This window comes from Stieleria sedimenti (assembly GCF_025060895.1).
Classification (GTDB): domain Bacteria; phylum Planctomycetota; class Planctomycetia; order Pirellulales; family Pirellulaceae; genus Stieleria; species Stieleria sedimenti.
This window is the reverse complement of record NZ_JANZKV010000063.1, coordinates 43118-55457: the sequence shown is the minus strand read 5'-3', so window position 1 is coordinate 55457 and position 12340 is coordinate 43118. Positions and strand designations below refer to the sequence as shown.

The following is a 12340-nucleotide window of genomic DNA, read 5'->3' as shown; positions in this document are numbered from 1 at the left end:
GAGGGACGGCAGAATCATTCGGGGCAGAATGATGGGTGAGCGCCAAACGGCCCCGTAACATGCCCGAGCCGGCTACAGATTCGCGAGCCGATGCTCGTCGAAGACCGGTTCGGTCAACCCCTGTTCGGCCTGTGCGACGAGCGCCGCCATTTCCCATGCGGTCACGTAGTAGTACTTGAATCCGTAACGATCGGCCGTTTCGCGTAGGCTGGCGTGAAACTTCGTCGCCTGTGGACTCAACCACACGTCGGTGTTCGCTTCCAGCGCGCCGTGCGTGTGCAGCTTGACGAACTGCCACTGGGGCTGACCGGACACGATGACGCGTGCTTTGAGCCAGTCGTCGATCCGGTGTTCCGCGAGCGGTTGCGAACCGGCGACGTTACCATTTTCGATCCGCGGTTTTTGCCAAGGCCTCCGATGCGTGACCACGACCGGGCCCTGGATCATCAGCAACCCGTCCCGCGGTCGCGCCGCACCGACGGTTGCCGGGATCCCGGTGTCGTGCGACTTCGGTTGCTGGGGGTCGTCGATGGCGTAGTAGATGCTGTTGATCGTTCGTGTTTGCGCCGGGTGAGGGGCGGCGGGCATGGTGAAGTCGGCGTAGCACCCCGTTTCGCGCAAGACCGTGAGTTCGTCGTTGACACCGCAGTGGCATCCGTCGGGGTGCGAATTGTCAAGCGCCCAATTGCCGTGAATGAATCCATAGCGGATTCGGCCGGACGCATCTCGGTGCAGCAGCCCGTGCCGTGCGTGCAGGGTTTCGGTCGAACGTAACAGAAGCTCACGCAAGGACTGGGCGTTGTCCTTGTCGTGATGCAAGTGCACCTCCACGTCCCCGTAGCCCGACCGCGTCAGCGTCGCGAGTTTTTCCAAATGCTCGGGCAGGTAACACTCGATGGGATAAAAAAAGGTGTGCTGTGGCGGTCGGCCGCGCGAGTCGCAACAGCCATCGACCGTTCGCGGGTAGTCGCTCAGCCAACGATCCACGCGGCGTCGCTGCAGTTCCAACGGTGCTCGGTCACGCTCGGGCTCGAAATGGTCGGTGACACAGACGAACACATGCGTGGGCTTTGGCAGCGACCGCTGTCCCGCCCGATGGGCGCGGGCGAACGTCATCAGTCCCATCCCTCGGATCTTCAGCACTGGCGAGCCCTGTTCCTACGCCGCACGCTTTTCGCTTGCTTGGACCATTTCTGACGTCGCTGGGATGTGGCTCCAGCTCGATCGTTCGGTTGGATTCCAAATCACTGTATCATGTCCGATCATATACCGGCAGATCCCGACGCCGATGGCGGCGTTCATAACGACGAACGACGTGCCGGCTCGCGCCAAACGCGAGGCGAGCGAGCGACGCGATGTCACCAGGCCGTACGCGGCTGCTCCGTAGGCGAACGCTTGCAACAGCAGCAGGCCTTGGAAGCGGGGCTCGGTCGCCAGGATCAGGTTGCTGACCAGGGCAGCGATCAGCAGGAACGGACCGAACCAACGGATCAGCTTGTGCGAGGCAAACGCGGCCGCTTGGTCCAGGTTTTTCCACCGCAACAAAGCACGCAGCGTCGGCAGACACTGCATCGCGCCGAGACCGATTCGTTGACGACGTAGGAACTCGCAACGGATCCCGCCGGTACTGGGTGAATACGCCCGCGCGGTGGGATCAAACACCAGTCGACATTGATGTGTCATCCGCACCAGCATCGGCAGAACCAGATCATCGTTGATGGTGGGGCGAGACGGGGCGACGAACATCGACCGCCGGATGGCGTAGATGGCCCCGCTGGCTCCCAACGTGATTCCCAATCGTGCTTCGAAGCCGCGAATCTTGTTTTCCAGTTTCCAGTACAGTGATTCGCTCGGTCCGCCTTGCCCATCGACCATCGTGACTCGACCGGCGACCACGCCGACCGCCGAATCGCTAAAATGTCGCGACAATCGCTGCAATGAATCGCGGTCAAAACGCGTCGTCGCGTCGGTAAAGATGATCACGGGACTGGTGACAGATTGGACGGCGCTGACCAACGTGGCAGCCTTGCCACGGCGGGTTTGAAAGGAAAGGGCTTTGACGCGGACGTCGTTGAATCCCGACACCAGCCGCGGCGTCGCATCGGTGCTGCCATCGGAGGCGATCAGAACGTGCAATCGCTCCGGCGGATAGTCGCAGGCGAAGATGTTTTCAATGCGTTCGGTCAGGTGATTCGCGGCGTTGTGGGCGGCGATCAAGACCGTGATCTCGGGCAGGTCGTCCGCCCGGTCGGAAACCGTCGGCGGATCGTCGCGGCCCAGCACTCGGGCCAGCATCGCGATCAGGATGGGATAACCGACGTAGGCATAAAACAACCCCAGCACGGAACCGAGGAAGGTGAAGACAAGAACAGCGTGCACTGCAAGGATCCAGAGAGGGGCCACGACGTGACGGCAACGATCGAACCCCCTTTAAGTTCGTCATTCGGGGGCCGACTTCGACGCTCAATCTGCTGGGATCCCATGAGGGAAAAAGGACATCAGCCGTTCACCGGCTGACCGCGTCCATGACCTCTGCCAGTTGGCTCGTCTGCCGACGGCGTGAGAATCGGCCGAGGTCGTCCGCATCACACGTTGCCGGGCAAGGCCGCTTCGCGAGCAACGTCGACAAACACGCGGCGATGCGATCGGGTTGTCCGGGAGAGAACCGATAGGTGTGCCCGTGTTGATCGATCAACGAGGCGGTTTCGCCGTCGCCGCAAATCGACAGGATCGGCTTTCGCAGCGCCAGGTATTCAAACAGTTTGGCCGGCACCACACGCTCGGCGCCCGGTTCATCGGCCAACAGCAACAACAGCACGTCGGCCGACGCAGCCAATTCCAATGACCTGCCGTGCGGCAGATAATCGTGGCGTTGGACGTTGACGGCTGTTGCATCCAGTTTTGCGACCAGGGCGTCTTGATGTGGCGTGCGTCGGCCTGCGATGATCAAGTCGATTCGCGAGGCGGAATCGGGATCTGCCGCGGCGAGTTGTATCAACGCCTGCACGACCGGTGAAACGTCGGTCAGCTTCCAAAGCGTTCCGGTGTACACGATCCGCAACCGGTCGGGCGGATTCGAGACGGGACGCAGGGCCGTCAAGTCGTCTTCGTCGTAACCGTTGTAGATGCAGTGCACCGAAGCTCGGCCGCCCGTTTCTTGGATCTGGCCGGCGAGTTCATCGGCGCTCGCTTGTGTCGTTGCCACGACCGCATCGGCAGCCCGCAAGACCTTGCCCAGCATCCTGCGTTGTTGCCGGTAGGCGATTCCCGATCGTTGATGGTTTTCAAAGTGCCGGCTGGCCAACAGCCATTCATCGCGAAAATCCAAGACAAGGGGTAATCCGAAACGGCGTTTGAGGGTTCGTCCGAGCAAGAACGACGAAAACGGTGGTCCCGTCACGTACACGACGTCATGTGGAATCTGACGCAGTGTTCGTGTCGCCAATCGCGCGGCGCAGAGGTTCCATAAAATTTGTGGGTCGGGTTGCAACAACGACATGCCCGCCTTTCGAACGCATTGCTTCATCCATCGTTTGAACGAAACCGATGACGGATCCTCCGTCGCGATCAATTTTTGCTTGGTTCGGTAAGACGGTTCGAGCGTTCTGGCGCGGAGCACCGTCGTCTGCGGGTCCAATTCCATCGACAAATCATTGTCGCGAACGGGAACCGACGGATCCGCCGCGGTGAGAACGGTTGGTCGCCAACGATACTGGGGCAAGTATTTTGCAAACTTGACGCTGCGCTGTACGCCTCCCCCGCCGGTCGGCGGGTAAGCGTAGCTGATCAAGAGCATCCGTCGCTCAACGAGATTCATCATGCCGCCTTGCCCGTATTCGCATTCCGCGACGAGACGACTCGGTCAAACACCGCTTCGAATCGTGACGCCATTTCCGTCAAGCCGTCGGGCACGAAGTCGCGTTCGGCATCGCTCGGAGACTCGATTTGCCCGACGACGGCATTGACCAGGGCATCCAGGTCGTTGTCGGGGACCAGCCGATCGACACCCGGAGACGCGATTTCGGAAACACCGCCCACGTCGGTTGCCACGAAAGGCACGCCGCAGGCGATTGATTCCAACAAGACGTTAGGGACCCCTTCACTGTGGCTGGTCAACACCATCGCGTCGGCCGCGTTGTAGCATGCGGCCAGTGCTTGTTGGCTGAGATTGCCTTCGAATCGGACACAGTGATCCAACCCGAGTCGCGAGCGTAGCTTGATCAATTCGTTTCGCATCGAACCGTCGCCGGCGATCAGGATCCGCAGCCGGTCGCCCCATTTCAGATGCCAGCGCTGGGTCGCTCGCAACAGCAGCTTCGGATTCTTGACCGATTCCAATCGCCCTGACCACATCAACACGATGGCGTCACGGGGCAATCCACAAACGTCGCGGGCGTCACCGCGATCACTGGGATGAAAGCAACGATGATCAACGCCGCGATACACGACATCGATCTTTTCGGGCGGCATGCCCAGCCCGATCGCTTGCGCGGCCAAGTCGCGGCTGACCACGACCAACCGCTGGGCGTCGGACAGCACGCTTTGAATCGCGCGGCGACGAGCGGGGTGCTGGGGCAAAAGCCGCAGATCACTGCCGCCGGAAACGGCGACGCACGGCACCCGGAAATACTCGGCGGCTCGAACCGCGGCCCGTCCATCGGGATGCAGCCAATAGCCCATCACCAGATCCGGTGTGAACGTGTTTTGAATCTGCTTCAGCACAGGAAAAATCGAACGCCAATAAAAAAAGTCGTAGCGAGCCCGCAATAACTTTGGCGGATAAAAGTAGGTGGGGTAGAACACTTCAGGCGAGGGATCTGCGGTCGTGCCCGACGTTGATTCCGATTTCCGAATGCGTTCCATCCAAGGGATGGGCGCGACCACTCGCACCCGATGGTTGACTCGCAACGCGTCCACCAGGTTGCGATTGAACATCCCCTGGCGAGGGCTGGTGGGCGTCGGATAGGTGGTGGCGATGTACAACAGGTTCATGGTGCGGTCGTCCTGGCCAATTCGGCAATCACGGGGCGATGATCACCGCCCAAGTCGGGGCCGACGTGGACGTCTTGGACGGTCCAGTTATGGTCCGCCAGGACGTGATCGATTCTGACGCCATGAAAGCGTGTGTATTTGGTGTACCCCCATCCGCCGCCGGCGATCGAAAATGCATTCTGGAAATGGCTCCAGAAATCGTGATAGAAGGCACTTTCGACGGGAACGTTGAAATCGCCCGCGACGATGGTGGGAAGTTTCGAATCATCGATCGCATCGACGACCTGTCTGGATAGTCCGCGACGCATTTGGCCCAGTTGTTCGATCGCAACCGGCCCTTGATCGAAATCCAGGTGCTGTAGTTTTTCCAGGGCGGGACGAAACGTGGGCAGGTGCAATGAAGCCAATTGGATGCGACTGCCGTGGTGCCAGTCCAGTTCACAACCGATCCCGGCGACGGCTCTAAAGTTGTCGTCCGATTGCCGGCCGAGGACGCGCGATGGACCCAACGGAAGCGGGCTTCCGATCACGATGTGGTGCACTTGGCGGCGTTGCCAGCCCAGTTTCTGGAACAACGGTTCGGAAACCGCTTGGGAGCATTCTTGCAGCATCACGACATCGATTTGGTTGTCGTGAATCAATTGGATCAGTTGCCGGTCATCCAGGGTGCCGCCGCCGACGTTGCACGTCAGCACGCGAAGGGTTCGCGATTTGTCGACCGGATTTGGGCTTCGACGCGGCAGTTGAAAGCCGAGAATCGGAATCAGGATGATGAAGCTGTGAATCAAATAAATCGGTGTCAATCGCCGTCGCAGCAGCAGGGTGAAGGGGACAAGCAACAACAACGGCAGCGCGACCACCCAGCGTGGAGAGAACAAAAAGAGCGTGACCAGCCAATGCGAATTCAGACGCGTGTGCATCATCGCTGCGCCGATGATCAACAACAGCAGATACACAATCGCGATAATCAGCGTCGCACGTTTCATCCCGCGATCCTGGATGGGTGGCTTCTGTGGGGGCCTGAGTAGCCGATGACGACACGCAGCTTACCCGCTGCAGTCAGTTGAATCTGATCGACCCGTTGAATTTCCAGTTGCGAGGAATCGCCGATCGTTTGAAGGATCCGCCGGCGTAGTGCATTGCGGTCGTCGGCGTTCCAGTGGTCGTCCACGACGAGTTGCAATCGGATCACGTCGCGCCGAATCTGGACGGCTTGGAATTGGCGAATCGCGGGGATGTCTTTGATGATGTGGGGAAAGAACGCGCCGGGCAGGTGGCGGCCGTCGGGCAATTGCAACACATCCATCTGGCGCCCGACAATTTTTTCTAGCAACGGCAATCCGCGACCACAATCGCAGCCCCCCGTACCCGCGACCGCACGATCACCAATGGCATAACGCACAAACGGCATTGCGGTGTTGAACAGATCGGTGACCAGGATTTGACCTTCTTCGCCGGCTGCGGACGGATTGCCATCGTCGTCGACCACTTCGACGATCAAGTTTTCGCTTGTCACATGCAAGCCCCGGTGACGATCACACTCGGCGGCAATCAGCGTGAACTCGCGCGAGCCATAGGTTTCGAAGACGGGTGACCCAAAGGCCCGCTCAATCAAATCCCGTTGATGATCGTACAGTTTCTCGGACCCGACGATGATCGATTCGGGCTGGTGGATTTGAAGACCGCGTTCGTCGATCGCTCTGGCCAAGACAAACAGCGGATTGGCGTAAGCCACCAAGACCTTGGGCCGATATCGATTGAGTCGTTTGACGTAACCGCTGACATTGGATTCTGACATCTCGAAGCTGTTCAGCATGTCACGTCGATAGAGCAGTCGGGCGTACAAACACTCTTTCAAGTGCTGGCGCCGGGACAGCTTGTTCAGATTCACACCCCACAGATGCGACTGCTTGGTGCCCGGACAGGCCCCCGCCCAGCCGTATCCGCGAAAGGCCGCCGCCACGCGTCGGTCGTTGGCGTCCCGTTCGATCAAGAACCGCAACGGGGCGCCACTGGATCCACCGGTCGCCTTGGAAACGAACGCGATGGCCGGGTGGTGGGATCGAACGGCATCGGCGTTGTCGCGGATCATTTCTCGGGTGGTGATCGGCAGGGATCTCAAATCATCCAAGGACGAGACGGCATCCACGTCGATTCCGTGATCCGCCCAGCGATCACGATACCAGGCCGAGTGTGCGTTGCAGTACGCCAGCAAGCCACGCAGTCGGCGCACTTGCAAGGATTCGATTTGCTGCGGTGTCCACCACTGGCTGGTTTCCAATTCGCGCCAATGATGAAACGTTTTGCGTCGTTTGAGTCCCGACTCGAATGCGGGCAGGATCCATTTTTGATAGGCCCAATCGATCATCATGCCGCCTCGGTGGAGTAAAGGTTCTCGTAGGCATGCACCATCTTTCGAACGCAGAATTTGGCTTCGACACGGGCACGTCCCTCGCTGCCGAACCGGCGGACGAGCAGTGGATCCTCATTCAATCGCTGAATCGCTCCGGCAATCGCGGTGGGATCACGCGGCGGCACCAGGATTCCCGTTCGCCCATCGGCAACGACTTCGGGATTGCCGCCGACGTCGCAAGCGACGACGGGCAATCCGGTTGCCATCGCTTCGAGCAACGTCAACGAGATGCCTTCGGTGACCGAAGGCAAGACGAACATGGACGCTTGCGTTAGCACGGCGGGGATGTCCTCGCGGATGCCGTGGAAGCGGATCTGGTCGCACAATTGCAATGATTGGGTGAGTGTTTCCAAACGATGTCGTTCGCTGCCGTCACCGATGATGTCCAAGGCCAGTCGACAGTGGCGATGTTTGGCGACGTGGATGGCCTGAATCAGTGACGCGATGTCTTTTTCAGGACTCAGCCTCGCCACGACGACGGCCCGGCCGCGTGGTCGGTCGTGGACGGGCGTGAATCGTTCCAGGTCGACGCCGTTGAAAATGATGGCCGTTTTTTCCGCCGAGATGCCTTCTTCGATCGTGAGCCTTGCCCCGTCGTTGGACACACTGACTACTCGATCCACCCAACGGGACAGGCCGCGAAAGAGGGTCGTCTGGCGACGCGAGCAATCGAACCGTTGACCGTGCCGAGTGTGGATGATGCGGGGCACGCGGGCGATCCGAGCCGCGGCGACTCCGTAGACATAGGCCGCGGTATTGTGGGTGTGGACGACGTCGGGTTTGATTCGGCGAAGGGTTTTGGCGAGTTGTGCAACGAGCCGGGGCTTCAACCCCTCGCCCTTGTCCATCGCGATCACGGGCCAGCGATTCGATTCGATCTCCGCTGCCAAATCGCCGCGCGGTTGCAGCGAGACGAACGTCAACGCGTAACGCGAGCGATCGGCAAAGCGGGCGAATTCGACGAGTAGTTTTTCCATCCCGCCGACGTGTGTACCGAGCGAAATGTGAACGACATGTTGTGCGATCATGCGGCGTCCTCGGTAAAGAAGGCGACGACACCGGGAGAAAGCGATTTGACATGCCGAGCGGGATTGCCCGCCACAATGGTGTCCGCCGGAACGTCTCTGGTCACGACCGCCCGCGCGCCAACGATTGCACGATCGCCGATGCGGACTCCCTTCAAAACGATCGCCCCGTGGCCGATCCATACGTCGTCACCGATCGAGACGGGGGAAACCTTTTCCGAAGGCGTCGTCAGTCCGTTTCGACGATCGGCCGCATCGATGGGATGCCCATCAAAGTCGCTGATGCGAACCCCTCCGGCGATCAGGCAATGGTTGCCGATCGTGATGCGGCGGCCGACAACCATGGCGCAGTTGTGCCCGATGAATGTGCCGGTTCCGATGGACAGGGAAGGTGAATCGCAGTGCCGCGAACTGAACGCAAACGAGGATTTTCCCGACAGCCTGACACCCTCACCGATCGAAAGCTTGCCTCGGCCGACTAAATACGGCAACTGCTCCATGCGAAATCGATTCCCGACGACATCACACTGGCTGCGAAAGAGTGGTTCGTACCAAAAAAACCGGGCCGCCCAACCGACCAGCTCTCGCGCGGCGACGTGGATTCGGTACAGCGTGGCAAAGACGGGCCGATTGATCGCGGTCACCGGCAGGTGGCATTGCCACAACCATCGAACGGTGGTTTTGATTCGGTCACGCATCACGACACTCCTTCAGGTTGACTCGGACGCATCATCGACTGCCGTAGCAAGACCAGCAATCGCTTCAGTCTGCCCAGACGCTTCATCGCGGGCATTCCGGCAAACGGGAATGGCCAACTGGCAACCGAACGGATCAGCATCGGCAGCGCCGTGGAGGGCTTGGGGTCCATCGCCGCCCAGCGATAACGCACGTACGAGGTCCAAAACAACCGCGCAGGCAGACTCAACAGCGATCGATGGCGTTGGATGACCTCCAGCATCTTGGTGCAGTCGACCTCGATGCTGCCGCGGGACAGGCTGCCCGGCTCCAACACCGCAGTCGCCAGCGGCTCGGAATCCAGATAAACGGGATGGTTAGCCGCCAATCGAATCCACAGATCACGGTCTTCGGCGGGTTCCAAACCCGACACGAAACGCAGGTTTCCAAGGGCGCTGCGCCGGACCAACACCGTCCCGGTCCAGTGCAGCGTGCCGAGCAAGAACGCGTCGGCGCCGCTGGCTTGCACGGGGCGGTCGTACCATCGGTTTGATTTGGATGCATTCAGTGTCCGCGGCGATCCGGGCGACTGACAAAAGAACCGCCCCGCGACAACGTCGACTTCGGGATGCGTTGCAAAGATCGAAAGCTGGCGTTCGATCTTGCCTGGTTCCCAATGATCGTCGGCATCGAGGAAGCCGACGAAGTCACCGGTGACCGCGTCGAGACCCCGATTGCGGGCGGCGGCGGTCCGGGAATTGGTCTGGCGAATCAGAGTGACCGAATCGGCGTAACGCGTCCGGACCAACTCGGCCAGACCGTCGCTGCTGCCGTCATCGACCACGATGATTTGCCACAACGGGATCGTTTGCGCCAGGCAACTGTCGATCGCCCGGGCGATGGTGGCCGAGGCGTTGTAGGCCGGGATCACGACGCTGACGGTGGGATTACTCATGCGGCCGCCCTCGTGTCGTTGGTGACCTGACGGTAATAACGCAGGATCTGATCGACGACCACCTCGGTGCCGAACCGATCGCAGCAATGTTGCCGTGCGGCGACACCGAGGCGTTGTCTCTTGCACCGATCGGTCAGCAACTGGGCCAGCGCGGTGGTCAATCCACCACGTTGGGAAAGTTCGAGCGACCGGCCACCCGGACCGATCATCCACTGCATGACAGGGTGCTGATGAACCAGGCAAGGCAGACCACTGGCGGTGGCTTCCAGCAGCGCGATCGGCATCATCTCTTTCAGGCTGCCGAGCGCGAACACATCGGCGGCGCGGTACAAGTCCGCCATCCGGGTTCTCGGAAAGCGAACCAGGAATCGAACGCGGTCAGCCAGACGCCGCTTACCCATCGCGATCAGTTCGTCCGTTTCTGATTCGCGACCGCCGGCGATGACCAACCAGGCGGGCAGGTCGGGGTGCTGGTCGAGCAAGGCGTGGAATTCATCGATCACGTAATCGATGCGTTTGTGCCGCCGCTTGATCGCCGCGGCGACCAACACCACGAGCGCTTCGCGTGGAAGGTTCAATTCCGCACGCAAGGGTCCGCCGTCTCCGGGATGGAAATGATCGGTGTCGATGAAGTTCGGAATGGTTGTCCACGTGTCTTTGTCAAAACCGGCATCGCGGGCTTGTTGGTGATGCCACGGCGCGAGGTGTTGCAGGTACGTGATCTGGTGTTGAAATCGCAGTGATTCTTCGGTTCCGTGGGCCAGAATCGTGCGTGTTTTGATGCGGCCGCGGCGCCACGCTTTCTGCACCTGGGTGGCAACGAAGGGGTCTTGGACGTGCAAGACGTCAATGTCTTCGGTCCGCAGTACCTTGATCAGATTACGTGCGAAGGTGGTCTGTTCGATCGCGTATCCGCTGCCCATCCCGATCCGCCAGCCGAGCGCGGGCGGCATCGACCGCAGCAGCGCACGGGTCTTGACCGCGTCGCGGGTCCAGCAGGGGACGACGCGGTCGAAGTCGGATTCGGGTTTGCCCGCACCCTTGCACCGGATGACGTGTTCGCCACGCGCGGCGAGCGCGTTTCCCAGATCATCGGCCCAGGCTTCGATTCCGCGGGCGACGTGTCCCAGTCCAGAGGAGGCGACGCAGATTCTATTCATGGGCCGGGGCTCCCGCGGTCGCAAGTGATGGCACTGGTTGACTGGCGACGACCGATGCGTCGTTGTAGCGGAAGCGATCTTTGAAACGCAGGATCGGCTGTTCAAAGAACCGCCATGACAGCGCGGCGACGGCCAATGACACGATCACCTTGGTCACGTCGAGCCACCAGGGGTCGCCCAACTTCCAGCGGAACTTCACCAGCGTGTCCAGGTTTTCGTACAACACCAAATGGTACAGGTACAAGCCGTAGCTGATCGTCCCCAGTTGGACCAGGTATCGGTTTCGAAACAGCGCCAGCGGTCGGCTTCCGGTCATGCACACGAACAGTCCGATGACGCCGAAATAGGCCAGACTGATGACGGCGACCGGCAGGGTCAGCTGCAGGTACTCGCCGCCGGTGAACGCCGGGTTTTGCCGACACATTTGCCAGTACATCGCCCCATAGGCGAGAAAGCTGGCCAATGCGATCGACGCGTAGCAAACGGCCTGACGTTCGCGTTTGACCGATTCGGTGCGAATCATGATCCAAGCCAGAAACGCGCCCATGGCGAGGCTGTCGGTGTGTCCCAGCAGGACGGTCTTGGGCAATCCTTGGCCGCGCAACAGAATCGGCAGCACGACGAACAGTCCCGCAAGCCACCATTTCGCACGACCTCGCAGCAGCAACAGCGCGACGGGCCAGAACAGGTAAAACTGTTCTTCGATCGCCAACGTCCACGTGTGCCCCAATGCCAGGTCCACCGGCGGTGTTTCGCCGCCCCAATACTGATGGATGTTTTGCAGATAGACCAAGTAGTAGCCAAAGCCCGATGTGTCCGCGGGCGTGGCGCGGAGCAAGTTGACGGCATACGCCATCAAGATCACCAGATAGTAGAGCGGCAGGATCCGCAGGCTTCTGCGCCAGTAGAACGCGCGTAAGAACCGTGGCTGATCGTGATTGCGTTGAATGATGCCGGTGATCAAGAAACCGGAGAGGACAAAAAATAAATCGACGCCCGTCGCACCGAACCAGAATCCGCGCGGCAGATGGCAACAGAGCACCGCCATCGCGGCGATTCCCCGCAACGCGTCGAGTTCCACGATGTGTGGGGCTGATTGGGTTGGTGTCGTCGATTCCAT

At 60.3% G+C, this 12340-nt stretch carries 10 protein-coding genes and 2 pseudogenes; all 12 read right to left on the bottom strand.

Annotated features, from left to right (window positions below; translation table 11 throughout):
* Window positions 1–72 precede the first annotated feature (72 nt).
* The 12 genes and pseudogenes from NZK35_RS10040 to NZK35_RS09990 all read right to left on the bottom strand — a co-directional run bounded on the left by NZK35_RS10040 (window position 73) and on the right by NZK35_RS09990 (window position 12340).
* Window positions 73–1143: a hypothetical protein gene (locus tag NZK35_RS10040; protein WP_259632404.1), complete on the bottom strand. Its 1071-nt coding sequence runs from the start codon at window positions 1141–1143 to the stop codon at window positions 73–75.
* 15 nt (window positions 1144–1158) lie between these two features.
* Window positions 1159–2379, bottom strand: a complete 1221-nt coding sequence (locus NZK35_RS10035) for a glycosyltransferase family 2 protein (protein ID WP_259632403.1) — start codon at window positions 2377–2379, stop codon at window positions 1159–1161.
* A gap of 127 nt (window positions 2380–2506) precedes the next feature.
* On the bottom strand, window positions 2507–3820 hold the full coding sequence (locus NZK35_RS10030) for a glycosyltransferase (RefSeq protein WP_259632402.1): 1314 nt from the start codon (window positions 3818–3820) through the stop codon (window positions 2507–2509).
* Window positions 3817–4992: a glycosyltransferase gene (locus NZK35_RS10025; RefSeq protein WP_259632401.1), complete on the bottom strand. Its 1176-nt coding sequence runs from the start codon at window positions 4990–4992 to the stop codon at window positions 3817–3819. Before NZK35_RS10025 ends, NZK35_RS10030 begins: the two co-directional genes overlap by 4 nt.
* Entirely contained in the window at window positions 4989–5978 is a 990-nt protein-coding gene (locus NZK35_RS10020) for an endonuclease/exonuclease/phosphatase family protein (RefSeq protein ID WP_259632400.1), read from the bottom strand. The genes NZK35_RS10025 and NZK35_RS10020 overlap by 4 nt, the downstream gene beginning before the upstream one ends.
* Complete coding sequence (locus NZK35_RS10015; protein ID WP_259632399.1) at window positions 5975–7363, bottom strand: phenylacetate--CoA ligase family protein; 1389 nt, start codon at window positions 7361–7363, stop codon at window positions 5975–5977. Before NZK35_RS10015 ends, NZK35_RS10020 begins: the two co-directional genes overlap by 4 nt.
* Entirely contained in the window at window positions 7360–8433 is a 1074-nt protein-coding gene (locus NZK35_RS10010) for a glycosyltransferase (protein WP_259632398.1), read from the bottom strand. The genes NZK35_RS10015 and NZK35_RS10010 overlap by 4 nt, the downstream gene beginning before the upstream one ends.
* 59 nt (window positions 8434–8492) lie before the next feature.
* Window positions 8493–8624: pseudogene (locus NZK35_RS34910) on the bottom strand (sugar O-acetyltransferase); the annotation flags it as partial.
* Window positions 8625–8723: 99 nt separating this feature from the next.
* Window positions 8724–8930 (bottom strand): annotated as a pseudogene (locus tag NZK35_RS34905) (hypothetical protein); the annotation flags it as partial.
* 197 nt (window positions 8931–9127) lie between these two features.
* The gene (locus NZK35_RS10000) at window positions 9128–10060 is read right to left on the bottom strand and encodes a glycosyltransferase family 2 protein (RefSeq protein WP_259632396.1); all 933 of its coding nucleotides are present in this window, start codon (window positions 10058–10060) and stop codon (window positions 9128–9130) included.
* Window positions 10057–11220 carry a glycosyltransferase family 4 protein gene (locus NZK35_RS09995; protein WP_259632395.1) on the bottom strand — a complete coding sequence of 388 codons (1164 nt, stop codon included), beginning with the start codon at window positions 11218–11220 and terminating at the stop codon, window positions 10057–10059. The genes NZK35_RS10000 and NZK35_RS09995 overlap by 4 nt, the downstream gene beginning before the upstream one ends.
* A complete protein-coding gene (locus NZK35_RS09990) occupies window positions 11213–12340 on the bottom strand; it encodes an acyltransferase family protein (protein ID WP_259632394.1) in 1128 nt (375 codons plus the stop codon). Before NZK35_RS09990 ends, NZK35_RS09995 begins: the two co-directional genes overlap by 8 nt.